Annotated in this window: 10 protein-coding genes and 1 pseudogene; 8 read left to right on the top strand and 3 right to left on the bottom strand. The window is 69.1% G+C overall.

Features of this window, described 5'->3' with window-relative positions:
* Nucleotides 1-345: 345 nt before the first annotated feature.
* The gene (locus OG956_RS40015) at nt 346-1,533 is read right to left on the bottom strand and encodes an ATP-grasp domain-containing protein (protein WP_330343278.1); all 1,188 of its coding nucleotides are present in this window, start codon (nt 1,531-1,533) and stop codon (nt 346-348) included.
* 733 nt (nt 1,534-2,266) lie between these two features.
* Between OG956_RS40015 and OG956_RS40010 the strand changes: the two genes are divergently transcribed.
* From OG956_RS40010 to OG956_RS40000, 3 genes are all read left to right on the top strand, one after another.
* On the top strand, nt 2,267-3,568 hold the full coding sequence (locus OG956_RS40010; protein WP_330343277.1) for an MFS transporter: 1,302 nt from the start codon (nt 2,267-2,269) through the stop codon (nt 3,566-3,568).
* 188 nt (nt 3,569-3,756) lie between these two features.
* Nucleotides 3,757-5,025 (top strand): valine--pyruvate transaminase, encoded by a 1,269-nt coding sequence (locus tag OG956_RS40005; RefSeq protein WP_330343276.1) that lies wholly within the window; start codon nt 3,757-3,759, stop codon nt 5,023-5,025.
* 296 nt (nt 5,026-5,321) lie between these two features.
* Entirely contained in the window at nt 5,322-5,834 is a 513-nt protein-coding gene (locus tag OG956_RS40000) for a flavin reductase family protein (protein WP_330343275.1), read from the top strand.
* 88 nt (nt 5,835-5,922) lie between these two features.
* Here OG956_RS40000 and OG956_RS39995 read toward each other — a convergent pair whose 3' ends face one another.
* On the bottom strand, nt 5,923-7,233 hold the full coding sequence (locus OG956_RS39995) for an LLM class flavin-dependent oxidoreductase (protein ID WP_330343274.1): 1,311 nt from the start codon (nt 7,231-7,233) through the stop codon (nt 5,923-5,925).
* Nucleotides 7,234-7,889: 656 nt separating this feature from the next.
* Between OG956_RS39995 and OG956_RS39990 the strand changes: the two are divergent.
* Nucleotides 7,890-8,710: pseudogene (locus OG956_RS39990) on the top strand (LCP family protein).
* Nucleotides 8,711-8,731: 21 nt separating this feature from the next.
* Nucleotides 8,732-9,712: a heme o synthase gene (locus OG956_RS39985; RefSeq protein ID WP_330343273.1), complete on the top strand. Its 981-nt coding sequence runs from the start codon at nt 8,732-8,734 to the stop codon at nt 9,710-9,712.
* Here OG956_RS39985 and OG956_RS39980 read toward each other — a convergent pair whose 3' ends face one another.
* Complete coding sequence (locus tag OG956_RS39980) at nt 9,713-10,948, bottom strand: cytochrome P450 (protein WP_330343272.1); 1,236 nt, start codon at nt 10,946-10,948, stop codon at nt 9,713-9,715.
* A gap of 217 nt (nt 10,949-11,165) precedes the next feature.
* Between OG956_RS39980 and OG956_RS39975 the strand changes: the two genes are divergently transcribed.
* The 3 genes from OG956_RS39975 to OG956_RS39965 all read left to right on the top strand — a co-directional run bounded on the left by OG956_RS39975 (nt 11,166) and on the right by OG956_RS39965 (nt 14,941).
* Nucleotides 11,166-11,900 carry a thioesterase II family protein gene (locus OG956_RS39975; RefSeq protein WP_330343271.1) on the top strand — a complete coding sequence of 245 codons (735 nt, stop codon included), beginning with the start codon at nt 11,166-11,168 and terminating at the stop codon, nt 11,898-11,900.
* Nucleotides 11,901-12,147: 247 nt separating this feature from the next.
* Nucleotides 12,148-14,187, top strand: a complete 2,040-nt coding sequence (locus OG956_RS39970) for an MMPL family transporter (protein ID WP_330343270.1) — start codon at nt 12,148-12,150, stop codon at nt 14,185-14,187.
* The gene (locus OG956_RS39965) at nt 14,180-14,941 is read left to right on the top strand and encodes a thioesterase II family protein (RefSeq protein ID WP_330343299.1); all 762 of its coding nucleotides are present in this window, start codon (nt 14,180-14,182) and stop codon (nt 14,939-14,941) included. The genes OG956_RS39970 and OG956_RS39965 overlap by 8 nt, the downstream gene beginning before the upstream one ends.
* The last annotated feature ends 3 nt before the right edge of the window (nt 14,942-14,944 follow it).

Raw genomic sequence — 14,944 nt, 5'->3', positions numbered from 1 at the left:
CTTGAGCGCCGGCGGATGGTCACGGACGGTGTGCGGCTGGCCTGGCGGCGGCGGGCGTGCGGCCCTGGACCCCGGGCAGCCGTCGTGCTGGATGGCTGACCGCCTCGTCACACGGCGCGCTACGCGCCTGGACCCGGCCGGTGATCTCCGCCCGTGCCGAGGCGCTCGGCTGCCCGGGCCCGGGCAGCCGGAAATCTCTTGGGGACGGCACTCGGGGACGGGCCGGGTGCCGGGTTAGCGTGGAGCGCGGTCAGCAGGCCCGGTGGGGGCCCGGCCGGCCGTCCTCCGATGCGCTCGACAGCGGTCCGGGGGCGGGGCGGCAGGTGACCGCCGTCTGCTGCGTCATCACTCCACCTCCGCCCAGACGTCGCGCGCGGCGGCCACGGCCGCGTTGTAGGACAGGTTGACCGAGTCGGCGACGGTGCGGATCTGGCACAGCGCGCCCCGGTAGTCGACGGGCGGGAACACCTCTTCGCCGATCTGCGCTCCGGGCAGGACCTGGGCGACGAACGGAGCGTGCACGGCCTCTTCGACGCCGTGCAGGGCTCTGAGCTTGCCGCGCACTGGCGGGTGCACCGTCATGGTGGTGGACGCCCGGCCGTTCTGGTTCAGTGACGGCAGCTCGATACCGAGCGCCGATGCGGCGAGGATCTTGGGGAGTGGGCTTTCCAGGCAGTCGTTCATCATCAGCGGGATCGCGGCGCCCGGGGGCCGGATGTTGATCTCGATGATCACGACATCATCGTCACCCAACACGGCGAACTCCGTGTGGAGCATGCCCTGTTCGATCTCGAGGGCGGCCACACAGGTCTCAACGGTGCGCCGCATGCGGTCCTCGACCGACGCCGGCACCTGCACGGGGAAGCTGTAGGAAACCTCACAGAAGGCAGGGTTGGGGCCCATCTGACGGTCCGTAACCCCAAGGTGGTGACAACGGCCGCCGGTGATCAGGGTTTCCAGGCTGTAGAGGGGCCCACGGACGTACTCCTCGGCCAGCAGTCCGCCGCCGAAAAATGGAACATCGGCGCTGAGTTCGGCGAAGGCGGTGACGGCCTCTTCGGCGGTGCGGATCAGTGTGACGTTGAAGCTGCCCGCCCCGCGGCTGTTCTTGAGCACCACGGGAACGTCCAACCGCTCGACGAACTCGACCAGTTCCTCCGCACTCTCGGGCGAGCACCAACGAAGGTTCGGGACGCCGGCTTCGCTGTAGAACCTACGCGCCGAGCGCTTGTCGCGGATGGTCCGGACCGCGTCCGGGCTGGGGTAGGGGGCCCCGAGCCGCTCGGCGAGCACCGCGGCGAATTCCACGCTCCGGTCCAGCAGGCACACGACGCCGGTCGGACCGCCCGCCTCGCGGATGCGGTCGACGAGGTCCGAGGGAACGTCGGCGGTCATGGTGGAGGGCACCTGGAAGACCCGCCCCCGGCGCTCGAGTTCCTCGACGACCTCGCCGCAGTACCGCGCCTTCGCGGCGTCGAGCGGCTGGTCAGTGATGTAGGCGGTGTCGATGCCGTTCTCGGCCGCCCACTTCACATGGGACATTCCGGTGCCGGTCCGAATGGACTCGATGAAAAGCAGCATGGAACATCCCCCGATGCGGTTGAACAGAATCGATTCTGCCTATCAAGTGGCCGCCTCCCGGCTTGACGCGGTTCCGCCTCAGCCGCCGTTGGTGGCGACGCACTGCTGTGGTTGGTACGGCACTCCTCCGGCAGGGCCGGTGACCTACGCCAGATCTGGACGAAAGGTCTTGACAGGAAACGGCCCCCTTGGACGAACACACGGGGAACCATACGGCAGTTCGTAGGATCAGCAAAGATCTTGACGTGGCCCCGCCCGACGACGTAGTGATTAAGCGGAGCGGAACTTCCGCTCTTGCCGGGAACGGCATCCTCGTGCAGCTTCGCCCCTTGCAGGCAGCTGAGTTGAGGAACCGGAGCCCGTTGACGGGCGGCTGCGGCACCTGTCCGGCCGGTCCCGTTCGGAGCCGGCGGTCCGCTGGCGGCCGCCCGGTCGGTGGCCCGTCTTCACCACCCCAGCTATCCGCCGCATGTGTACAGTTGCCCTGCCTCAAGCCGGAGTTGGGCACGGTGTACACCACTTCCCGGGCTCGTGAAGTTGCGGGGACAAAGGTGAACGTGCTTCAGGATGAGAGCAATCCGAGGGGTAACTGGCACCTCGGTATGAACAGTTGACGCGACGTGTGAACCGGTGGTGCCTCGATGAGAGTCCTAGCTAACGCCTCACCCGCGCCCCGGTGTGCGATATGAGCGTCTCGGATAAGTTCGGTGCCCTGGCCGAGCGCAGGTTCCGCCTGCTGTGGATCGGCCGTACGACGTCGGCACTCGGCGACGCGCTGATGCCTGTGACGCTGGCGTTCGCGGTGCTGTCAACCGGCGGCAGCGCAGCCGACATCGGGCTCGTCATCGCCGCCACCATGGTCGCCCGCACACTGCTGCTGCTGGTCGGCGGCGCCCTGGCCGACCGGCTGCCGCGACGTTTGCTGCTTGGGGGTAGTGACCTGTTCCTGTGCGCGGTGCAGGTAGCCGCAGGCGTCCTGCTGTTGACCGGTCACGGCAGCGTGACCCTGCTGCTGGTCACGGCGCTCTGTTACGGCGCTGCCGCAGCCGTCGCCAGGCCGGCCATTGCCGGCCTGGTGCCGCAGACCATCAGCAAGGCGAGACTCCAGCAGGCCAACAGCCTGATGGAGTTGTCACGCGGCGCGGCACAGGTGATAGGACCGGGTCTGGCCGGTGCCGCGGTCGCGATTGCCTCGCCGGGCTTGGTGTACCTGGTGGACGCGGCGACCTTCCTGGTCAGCGCCGTCACTCTGGCGCTCCTCCCGCTCGCGACGCCGGCACGGCGCAGCGAGCGTACCCACATCTTCGCGGAGATCGCCGCCGGGTGGAGCGAGGTCGTCCGCCGCCCCTGGTACTGGGTGACCCTGTGCGGTCACGCCGTGTGGAACGTGGGCTCCAGCGCGTTCGCCGTACTCGGACCGGTCATCGTCGCCCGTCAGGCGGGCGGCGCCGCTAACTGGGGCCTGGTGAGCGCGTGTATGGCTGTCGGCGCCCTTATCGGTGCGGCCGTCAGCATGCGGTACCGCCCGCGCAGGCCGCTGATCGCCGCGCACCTGGCGCTGCTGCCGACCGTGCTGCAGCTCGCCGCGCTGACCGGACCGTCCCCGACCGTCGTGATCATGGGGGCGGCGCTGGTAGGCGCGGCCGGGGTGGCCCTGCTGAACAGCCTGTGGTCGACGGCGGTCCAGAAGCTCATCCCCGAGGAGCTGCTGTCCCGCGTGTCGTCGTACGACTGGCTCATCTCCTTCACGGTGGCGCCGCTCGGATACGCGGCGGCGGGCCCGCTCGCCGAGGCGATCGGCGTGACCCGGACGCTGGAGCTCGCGCTCGCGTTCGTCGTAACCGGTGTCGTGGCCGTGCTGCTGGTACCGCGCATCCGGCAGCTCCGGCAGAGCGGTGAGGGCGGACTCTACGGCTGGCCGGATCTCGACGACTGCGCGCCCGACGACAGCCCGTCGACCCTGGCGGCCGCCGGAGAACCACGGTGACCGTACCGGCCGCCGGCACTCCGGTCCGCCGGCCGGTACAGCACCGGCACCGCTCCCGGTCTTCCTGACGCACGGCTCTGCCGGACGTGGGTGACGTACGGTCCGCCCGGCGTTCGCCACGCAAGGTCTCCCGGCTCCCATGACACGAAGTCACGGGCCGTTCCCCACTCGGTGTTGAGGAGAAAGCTATGCCGTTGTCGCTGAGCGGTACCAAGATGGCCGGGCTCTCCGGTCTGCGCAGCATCATGGAGGATGTCGCCGCGAGCACCGCCGGGGCCTCAGCCGATGAATGGCTCAACCTGAGTGTGGGCAACCCCGCCCCCATCCCCGCGGTGCGGGACATGTGGCGGGCCGCCCTGACGGAATCGGCCGCCGAGGACTTCGACGAGGCCGGCTGCCGCTACGGTCCGTCCCGCGGCAGTCACGCCCTGGTCGAGGCTGTCGCCCGCTACTTCCACCAGACGTACGGCTGGGAGCTCGGCCCGGAGAACATCGTCGTCGGCCCCGGTAGCCAGATGGTCTGCTTCGCCGCGGCCGCCCTCTTCGCCGGCCCGGGACTCCACGGCGACCGACGGATCATGCTGCCCCTGGTGCCCGACTACACCGGCTACCAAGGGCTGTGCATGCACGAGGACGGCATCGCCGCCGTCCCCCCGCTGATCCACCGCGAGGAAGATCACCGTTTCCGTTACGCCCTCGACACTCAAGCGCTGCGGCGCCGCACCGACATAGGGATGATGCTGATCTCCAGCCCGGGCAACCCCACCGGGCGTGCGCTCAGCCGTGCCGACCTGGACGAGCTGACGGCACTCGCGGCCGAGTGTGGGGCGCCCCTGTTCGTCGACAACGCCTACGGAGCGCCCTTCCCGCGGATCGCCGAGGTGCACACCGAGCCGGCGCTGAACGACAGCGTCGTCAACTGCTTCTCCGCGTCGAAGGCCGGACTGCCCGGCGAACGGATCGGTTTCGCGATCGGCCACCCGAAGTACATAGGGCCGCTCGCCTCGTTCATGTCCAACTCCGTCCTGCACGCGCCCCAGCTCGCCCAACACGCCCTCGCCCGGGTGATGGCCGACGGGCGTCTGGACGCCACCACCGACACCGCGATCACGCCGTACTACCGCGAGAAGAAGCGTTTCGTCGAGGAACTGCTCGGCGAAGTGCTGCCGACGGACGTCGACTGGCGCATGCACTCAGGGGACGGCGGCATGTTCTGCTGGCTGTGGGTGGACCATCCGTGGTTCAACGACACCACGCTGTACCGCCGGCTCAAGGAGCGAAAAGTCTTCGTCGTACCGGGGCGGCACTTCTTCGTGGACCCCCTGCGCACCCCCGGCCTCGCCGAGCACGCGACTCGATGCTTCCGCCTGAGCCTAAGCGCCGACGAGAAGGTGATCACCGAGGGCGTCCACCGGCTCGCCGACGTGCTGCGCGAGATGCGGGACGGGGCAGTCTGACCGGGCACCCGGCCGTCACGCCAGTTCACTTTCTCCGGCTTCGCGTATTGCCCTGGACCGCCAATTACTTGGCGGGCCTCCCGTCACGTCGCCTCACGTCATGTCACTTCACTTCGGCAAGGCGATCCGGGCCGGTCGTTCATGCAGCCATGCCCGGCGGCTAGGCCCTGAACCTGCCGCATGCGCGGCTTCACCGGCGCACGCACGGCCCCGCCGCGTTCGGTCCGCAGCCAGAACGCCTGGCTCGTGAGCTGCCGGCTCTGTCAGCGGACAGACCGAAGAAAGAGGAGCACCCCATGACCATGTCCACCGGGACGACGCCGTCCTCCGTGGGGCCGGCGGAATTCCGGGACGCCATGGCGCACTTGGCTGCCCCAGTCACCGTGGTCACGACGCTCGACGCGGCCGGACGCCGCTGGGGCTTCACCGCGAGCGCCGTGACCTCGGTCTCCATGGAGCCGCCGCTGCTCTTGGTCGGCATCGGCCGTGAGTCCAGTTGCCATCGGGCGCTGACCGCCGCCGACGAGTTCGTGGTCAACCTCCTCGGAGAGGAACACAGTGCCATCGCCCGGGCCTTCGCTGCCCGCGACACTGACCGCTTCGCCACCACCGGGGACTTCGAACCGTGGCCGGGCGTCGGTCTCCCGTACTTGCCCGGCGCGACCGCCGCATTCCGCTGCCGGGGCGCCGGTGTGGTCCCGGCCGGCGACCACGACCTCGTCCTCGGCGAACTGGTGGAAATCCACACCGGCACGTCCGCCGCGCCGCTCGTGTGGTATCAGCGCGACTTCCACACGCCGCGGCGCTGACGGGCGGGGGTCGTGGGGCGGGCTGCCGTGTACGGGACGGCGTACGACGCACGCCGTCCCGTACGCACCCACGGTATGGCCGCCGGCGCTAATGCTCGTCCGGCCCGGCAAGCGGCTCGAGTCCGAGGTGGTCACGCAGGGTCGTACCGGTGTACTCGCTGCGGAACAGCCCCCGCTTCCGCAGCTCTGGAATGACCCCGTCCACGATCAGCTCCATGCCCTCCGGCAGGTAGGACGGAAGCATCATGAAGCCGTCCGCACCACCTTCCGCCACCCACTTCGCGAAGCGATCGGCAATCTGCTCCGGGGCGCCCACCATCACGAGGTGCCCCTGGGACATCACCTCAGCCTCGATCAGCCGGTTGATGCTGTACTTCTCCTCCACGGCCAACTGCCGGAAAACCTCGTACCTGCTCCTGCGCTCCTGGACCGTCTCGACGGCCGGCAGGAGTTCCTCCGGAACGGGCCTCGACGGGTCGAGTCCGGAGAGGTCGACGCCGCCCAACTGCTTGGACAGCCACGCCATTCCGATATCCGTCCGGATGAGGTGGCGAAGCTCGTCCTCCATCCGCAGCGCTTCGGCCTCGGTGCTGCCGAGGAGCGGGTGGACTCCCGGAAGGACCTTCACCTGCTCGGGGTTGCGACCGGCGGCGCGTACCCTGGCCTTCATGTCGCTATAGAAGTCCTGGCAGCCGGCCAGCGTCTGCTGGGCGGTGAAGACCACCTCGGCGTGACGCGCGGCGAACGACCGGCCGGTGCCCGACGAACCGGCCTGGACGAGCACGGGCCGCCCCTGGGGGCTCCGGGACACGTTCAGCGGTCCCTCGACCTTGAAGTGCTTGCCCACGTGGTTGATCTTGTGGACCTTCGCGGCGTCCGCGTACACCCCGTTCGCGCGGTCCAGGACGATTGCGTCGGGCTCCCAGCTGTTCCACAGCGCGGTCACAACCTCAACGTACTCGTCCGCTCGCTCGTAGCGGTCCGAGTGCTGCGGCAGCGGCTGGTCGCCGAAGTTCACCTCGCCATGGCCGGAGGTGACGATGTTCCACGCGGCGCGGCCGGCGCTGATGTGGTCGAGGGTCGCGAACTGGCGGGCGACGTTGTACGGCTCGCTGAAGGTCGTCGACACGCTCCCCACCAGCCCAATCCGGCTGGTGCGCGCGGCGAGGGCGGAGAGCATGGTCAGCGGTTCGATGTGCGGGAAGCAGCCGCTCGCCAAGTGGGTGCTGTTCAGGGACAGTCCGTCGGCCATGAGCAGGGCGTCGATCGTGCCGCGCTCGGCCAGTGCCGCGATGTCACTGTAGTAGTCCAGCGAGGTGGCCCCTTCGGCACGGCTGTTCGGACGGCGCCACGCGCCCTGGTGATGTCCGACCCCGCCGATCAGGGAAAAGAGGTGCATCGACTCTCCTGATGATCAGTATGATGGGCCAATCTATGGCACTGCAAGGCACTTGGTGGTGTGTCACGGAAGCCGGTGCCACCGCCTCCGGCCTTTCGCCCGGGCCCGCAGATCCGCTACACGGTGCAGATGGCTCAGCGTGGCTGGGTACGGTTCGGCGCGGTGTGCCCCGAGCGTCAACAGCGTCGAACCCGGGCGGGCGGCCACTGCGGCGGCAGGCGGTGGCCGACCTGGTCGACGGCTGCGGAATGACCGCCACCTCCCGCGCCGACATGCCCGGACAAAGCCTCGGCTCGCGTGCGCACGAGAACCAGGCAGCTCCTCGCTCTCGTTCACTTGCCGAGACTATGCGGCATGCTCGAACGCGCCGTGCAGCTCGTTGACTACTGCTCCCCGCACGCGCCGTGGGCTACGTCGGGGGCACTCGATGCTGCAGGGACAGTGTGGTGCTGCGTGCGGTGCGAGCGCTGGGTATAGTCAGTGGCATCTACTCAGGCATGTGGGGCCCCGCTGTTTCAGCGGGGCCCCACATTTTTGCCGTTCATGCGACCTGCAGGTTGCGGCCGGTGCCTTCGGAGGGCGGGGCCACGGTGTAGCGGGGCAGGTTCAGGTAGCCAGGTCGCGGACCGTCCGCCGCATCCGACAGCCGTGACGGCCTGTTCGAGCAGTCGGGGAAGGAGCTGCACACCGGCTCGGCCGGCGGCGGCCGTACCGACCCGCGACTCCTGGGTGACCCTCCCGTCGTACCTCGATCCGGACACCGGCAAGCATCACCGGGCGTCGAAGAACAAGCTGAACGCGGCCTACTCCCTGGGTGGGCCCAGCTCGTCCGGACCATCGAGCAGAACACGGGCCTGCGCATCGACCACTACGCGGAGATCGGCTTCGGTGGGTTCGTCGGTGTCGTGGACGCGGTAGGCGGCGTGAAGATGTGCGTGGACCGGCACATCAAGGACCGAAGTCGGGACTGGACCTGACGAAGGGTTGTCACAACCTGACGGGCACCCAGGCGCTGGCGTTCGTCCGCCAGAGGCACCAGGAGGCGAACGGCGACCTGGGGCGCTCCGCGAACCAGCGGAAGTTCCTCTCCGCCCTCGCCCACAAGGCCGCCACGCAGGGCACCGCGCTGGACCCGTTCCGTTCGTATCCCGCCCTGGGCGCGGCGCTGGACACCCTCGTCGTGGACAAGGACATGGAGCTGCCGACTCTCCTGTCGCTGTTCCAGGCGATGAGGAGCGTCTCGGGCGGCAGCGGCGGGCAGCTCAACGTCCCCGTGGCCACCACCGACTTCCGCACGTCGAAGGAGGACGCCGTGAAGTGGGACAAGGCGAAGGCGAAGAAGCTCTTCACCGAGCTGCGGAACGACCAAGCGGTGAGCCTCGGGAGAAGAAGCAGGTGGATATCCCATGCCTTGACGCTCAAGAAAGCCTGCTGGATGCTCAGTGGCGCCTTAACGGCCCTTCCGAGAAGCCACTGAGACCGAAAGGCGGCCGCGTAATTGAGCACGCTCAACAGCGAGAAAAGCATGACCGTCACCGACGTCAACGACATCAGCACGAGCGTTCCTCTCGCCGTTCCCCCGAACCGGCCGTCCGTCAAGGACATCGCGGGTGCCTATCTGTCTCTGTGCAAACCGCGCATCGTCGAGCTGTTGCTGGTCTCGGCCCTTCCCACTCTCTTCGTGGCAAGCCGAGGATTTCCGTCCTTCGGTGATTTTCTCGTCGTAGTCGTCGGTGGTACGTGTGCGGCGGCCAGTGCCGGTGCCTTCAACTGCTTCATCGATCGTGACATCGACCAGTTGATGGAGCGAACCAGAAACCGTCCACTGGCCCGGCACCAGGTCGCGCCGCGCGCGGCGCTGATCTTCGGAACCTGCCTCGGTGTGGTGTCCGTCGGCCTGTTCCTAGCCCTGTCCAACCTCCTCGCCGCCGTCCTCACCCTCTGCGCGATCGGCTACTACGCACTCGTCTACAGCCTGCTGCTGAAGCGGCGGACGGCGCAGAGCACGCTGTGGGGCGGCCTGTGCGGATCCGCCCCGGTGCTGATCGCCTGGGCGACCGTCACCGGGTCCCTGTCGTGGACCGCGCTCTGCCTCTTCCTGGTCGTCTTCTTCTGGCAGCCGCCGCACTTCTGGGCACTCGCCATCAAATACCGGGACGACTACGCCAGGGCCGACATTCCAGTTCTGCCCGTGGTGGCTTCCACCCGACGAGTGCTGGCCGAGAGCATCGTGCACAGCTGGCTCATGGTGTTCTCGTCGGTCGCCGTATGGCCACTCGCCCCCACCACGCCCTTTTACGGCGTCGTGTCGATCGGCCTGGGTGGGGCTTTTCTCGTCAAGGTGCACAGTATTCACCAGGCCGTACGACGAGACCGCGATCCGCAGACCATGGGGCTTTTCCACGGATCCATCGTCTACCTCACGCTGCTTTTCGCTTCGCTGGCCGTCGACGCGGTTATCAGCTCTTATGGATCGTGATCAGGCAGACGCGGCCTTGTTGAGCGTCACCGGGAGACTGCTGACGCCCGTGATGAAGTTCGATTCGATGCGTCGTACCTCGCCCCGGATCTCCACCGAGGCGACCTGCTCGCGCAGGACGCGGAGCATCGTGCGCAGTTCCAGCCGGGCGAGGACCGCTCCGATGCAGAAGTGCAGGCCGTGGCCGAACGTGAGGTGCCGGTTCGGGGAGCGCCCGATGTCGAAGTGGTCGGGCTCCGGGAACGCCCGCTCGTCGCGGTTGGCCGAGACGTTCCATACGGTCACCACATCGCCCGCCCGTATCGCCTCGCCGTGCAGTGTCACGTCGGACAGGGCGGTCCGCCCGATGTGCGAGGCCGGCGAGGTCCACCGGAGGATCTCCTCGACCGCCGGGTCGACCAGGCGGGGGTCCGCGCGCAGCCGCCGCCACTGCTGCGGGTTCTCCATCAGCGCGAGCAGTCCCCCGCTCATCGCCAGCCGCGCGGTCTCGTCCCCGCCGACGATGAGGTTGTAGCAGTTGAGCAGCACCTCCTCCTTGGTGAGCCGGCGCCCGTCGACCTCGCTGGTGGCCAGGAGGCTGACCATGTCGCTGCCCGGGACGTCGCCGCGTACGGCCGCCAGGTTGGCGTAGTACTGCAGGATCCGGCTGCGGGCGACGCGGATCTCGACACCGGGCTCTTCGGCCCCGCCGGAGAGCATCGCCTGGTTCGTCAGCTCCAGGACGCGGGACCGGTCCTGCGGCGGCACTCCCAGGAGTTCGCAGATCGCCGTCAGGGGGATCTGCGCCGCGACGTCGCGCGCGAAGTCGCAGTCGCCGCGCTCCAGTGCCCGGCCGACCAGGTCGCGTGTCGTGGTCTCGATGATGTCCTTGACCAGGTCGAGCACCCGGGGTCCGATGCCCGAGAGCATCAGCCGCCGCAGGCCCGCGTGCCACCGGCCGTCCGACACGGCGACCATCCGCCCGGCCGCGGTGTCGCCCCCGTGCAGCAGGGTCCCCAGCATGTTCCCCCGAGCGACCGTGAAGCTCTTGTGGTCCTTGAGCACGCTCAGCACGTCGGCATACCGGGTGACGACCCAGAACCCGGGAACGTCTCCGCGCGGACGGTGCCACCACACGGGAGCCTCCCGCCGGAGCCTCTTCCACAGAGGTCCCAGATCGGCCGTCGCATGCAGCTTCAGATCCAGTAGGTCCAGTTCGTCGAGGTCCTGGAAATCGACGGCTTTCAACGCGAGCACGAGAATTCCTCCCTGATGACGCGGGCTCACCGGATCGGCCCCGCACGCCTTACGCATCGTGCTCGTTCGACGTCTTTTCACGCCAGAGCGGCGACGTACCGCCGTCGTATGCGGGTGCGGGACTCCCGTGGATCCGTCGCCTGAGAGAGGATCGCCCGGGCATCTGAGCCCACGGCGCCGCGACGTATGCGCGGAGAAACGGCAAAGGAGATGACGGATGAGCAGCAAATGGGTTTCCCGGATCGGCTCCTCACGACCGGACCGCCCTCTTCTCGTGCTCTTTCCCCACGCCGGCAGCGGGCCGTCGGCCTATCAGCGCTGGCGAACCGTGGCCCCGTTGGAGGTCGAGATTCTCGCGGTGCGTTTTCCCGGCCGGGAGACGCGCATCCGTGAGGCCCTGATTCCGGACCTCGACACACTGGTGGCTCAGACCGCGGCCGGACTCGCCGAGATTCTGCACGGCCGCCGCTTCGCTTTCTTCGGGCACAGCGTGGGCGCTCTCGTCGCCTACGAACTGGCCCTGCTCCGCCGCCGGCAGGGCCTTCCCGGCCCGGTGTGCCTCGGGGTCTCCGGATACCCGTCGCCGCAGGTACGCATACCGGACCCGCTGCACGAGGAGCCTGACGACACACTGCTGAACTTCCTGCTGAAGCGGCGGTACGTACCGCAGACCCTGCTCACCCAGAAGGGTTTCCTGGAGATGTTCCTGCCCATCCTCAGGGCCGACTTCGCGCTGGCCGGGGGCTACCGACTGCGTGACGAGCGGCCCCTGCCGTGTCCCATCCACGCCTTCGCGGCCGATGCGGATCCCTTCGCCGCTCCGCATGAGCTGGAGGGCTGGGCCGGGCTCACCGAAACGGAGTTCTCGCTGGATCTCTTCCCCGGTGACCACTTCTATCTCTTCGACAACGGGTCCGCGATCCTCCAGAAAGTCACCAAGCCTTTGCTTTGACAAGGGTTGTGTCCCGTCGACGGGACACGTCTTCCCGCGCGCCGGGCAGCGCACCAGACCATTCCTTGAGTCTGCTCCCGCCCCGGAGCTACGGTGGCGCGGCCCCGGCGTGAGATAAATCGAAGGAGCGATCGCTGTGAGTAGAGTTGCTCGGTTCGTTGGGATACCGGCAGGGCGACGAACCAAGTGGCTTGTTCTCCTGGCCTGGTTATTCCTCCTCCTTCTCGTGGGCTCCCAGGGCAGCAAGATGTTCACGCTGCAGAAGAACAGCAGCATCAGCGCCCTGCCGGACTCCGCGGAATCCGTCACAGCCGACCAGAAATACCAGAGCTTCCCGCAGAGCAAGAAATTGCCCGCGCTCATCGTCTATCAGCGCCCGTCCTCGCTGACCGACGCCGACCGGGCCCGGATCGACCGCGACCGCGAGGCGGTCGAGCGGAAGATCACCGAGGGGGCCGAGGTGCACGAGGCCCGTTTCGCCCGGGACGGCAGGACGGCCGTCGTCGAGGTGGACCTTCCCGTGCCCGGCACCGAGCTGAGCTTCGAGGAGACGGCGGACGTCGGTGACTCCGTGCGGGCCATCCAGCGTCTGGTCGGCCGGGGCGACGGCGGGCTGGACGTGGCGGTGACGGGTCAGGCGGGCTACACGACAGCCAACGCCGACATCATGCGCGACGTCAACATGGCGCTGTTCCTCGGCACGCTGCTGGTTCTCCTGGTCGTCCTGGTCGTCGCCCACCGCAGTCCCCTGCTGTGGGCGGTGACGCTGGCCGTCGCGGCCTTCGCCCTGGCGGTCGCCGAGGGCATGGTCTACCTGCTCGGCAAGGCGACCGGACTCACGTACACGACGCTGTCGCAGGGGCTGCTCACCGTGCTCGCGCTGTGCGGCTCGACCCTGTACGGGCTGCTGCTCATCGCCCGGTACCGGGAGGAGTTGCGCACGCACGCCGACCGGCACGAGGCGATGCGCGCCGCGCTTCCCCGGGCCGGCGGGGCCGTCGTCACGAGCGCGGTCGCGGTCGTCGTCGGCCTGCTGAGCCTGGCGGCGGCGGATCTGGAGACGACGCGTGGGCTCGGGCCGGTCAGTGCGGTGGCCGTGGTGTGCGCGCTGGCCGTGTCGATGACTCTGCTGCCTGCCGCCCTGCTGGTGTTCGGGCGCTGGATCTTCTGGCCCCGCATACCCCGGCACGGAACCACGGTGGAGCCGGAGTCGGGCTTCTGGGGTCGCCTCTCGGAGCGGGTCGGCCGGCGGCCCCGGCTGGTCTGGGCGGCGACGACCGCGGTGCTCGGCGCGTTGTCGCTGGGACTGCTCGGCTCGCACACCGGTCTCAGCACGAACGATTCCTTCGCCCATGAACCCCAGGCTGTCGCCGGTCAGCGCATGCTCGCCAAGGGGTTCCCCGCGGGCACCACGTGCCCCGTGATCGTCATCGCGCGGTCCGACGCCGCGGAGCGGACACTCGCGGCGGTGCGCGGCATCGAGGGCCTGGCGCAGCCCCGCCGGGTCGCGCAGGCCGGTGAGCTGACCCTGATCACCGCGACGCCGACCTCTGCCCCGGCCGGCCGGGCGGCCCTGGAGACCGTGCGGCACCTGCGGGAGACCCTGCGCGACGTGCCCGGCGCGGACGCCGTGGTCGGCGGCCAGGACGCCATCGCGCTCGACAGGCAGGACGCCGAGTCCAGGGACCGTATGGTCGTCATCCCGCTGCTGCTGCTCGTCCTGGCGCTGGCGCTCGGCCTGCTGCTGCGCTCCGTCGTCGCTCCCTTGGTGCTGGTCGCAAGCGTGGTCCTCGCCTACGCGGCGGCGCTGGGCCTGTCGGTGGCCGCCCACCGGCCGGTCTTCGGCTTCGCCGGCCAGGACGGAACGCTCGCGCTGCACTCCCTGGCCTATCTGATGACCTTCGGCGTCGGTCACGGCGTCTTCCTGCTGAGGCGGGTGCAGGAGGAGCGGGCCCGCCTCGGTACGGAGGCCGGTGTGCACCGCGCGGTCGCCGTCACGGCCCCCGCGCTCACCGGCGCCGCGCTGGTCGTCGCCGCCACGTTCTCGGCGCTGGCGCTGGTGCCGCTGGTCGGAGTCGTCGAGGTCGCCGTCGTCGTGGCGCTCGGGGTGCTGCTGGACGCGTTCGTGGTGCGGCCGGTGCTGCTGCCGGCCCTGCTCCTGGACCTCGGGGACCGGATGGGGTGGCCGCGTGCGCTGCCCGCGGGGCTCTCCCCGGGCACGGCGTCCGAATCCGCGGAGCCCGCGCCCTCCCGGACCGGTGCGGTGGCGGGAGGACGGGATGTCTGAGGCCCGTCTGGTGCGTTTCGGACCCGAGCGGCCTACCGCCCCGGTGGTGGTCTGCTTCCCGCACGCCGGGGGTGGCGCGTCCGCGTTCCGCCGCTGGGCCCGTGTCCTGCCTGGAGGACTGGAGTTGATGGCCGTTCAGCTTCCGGGCCGGGAGGACAGGGCCGGGGAGCCCTTCCTCACCGACTTCGACGCGCTGGTGGCGGCGACCGCCCGGCCGGTGGAGGAGGCCGTGGCCGGCCGGCCGTACGCCTTCTTCGGGCACAGCGCAGGCTCGCTGATCGCTTTCGCGCTGGCCCGTCGGGCGCGCCGCCTGGAACGGGCGCTGCCCGCAGCGCTGGCCGTCTCCTCGTTCCCTCCGCCGCACACCCTGCGGCCGCACGCTCTGGACGATGTTCCGGACAAGGCGATTCTGGATTTCCTCAACGGGCTCTCCTACGCTTTTTCGAACGGCCCCGGAGCACAGCCCGACCTGATCAGGGAAATCCTGCCGGTGCTGCGCGCGGACTTCGCCGCCGTCAGCAGCTACAGGCATTCCGAGGAAGCTCCCCTGGAATGTCCGCTGCACGTCTTCGGCGGCTCGGTCGACCGCTTCGTCAGGCCTGCCGAACTGGAGCGGTGGCGCGACTACACGCAGCACGAATTCTCCCTGCGTATCATGCGCGGCGGCCATTTCCATCTCCACCAGAACGCCGCCGGAATCCTCGATGTTCTGGCCGCGCATCTCATCCAGCATCCCATCACCCAGGAGGCCTGACCG

It is taken from the genome of Streptomyces sp. NBC_00557, assembly GCF_036345995.1.
In the GTDB taxonomy this organism is placed as follows: Bacteria; Actinomycetota; Actinomycetes; order Streptomycetales; family Streptomycetaceae; genus Streptomyces.
This window is presented reverse-complemented; position numbering and strand designations above follow the sequence as displayed.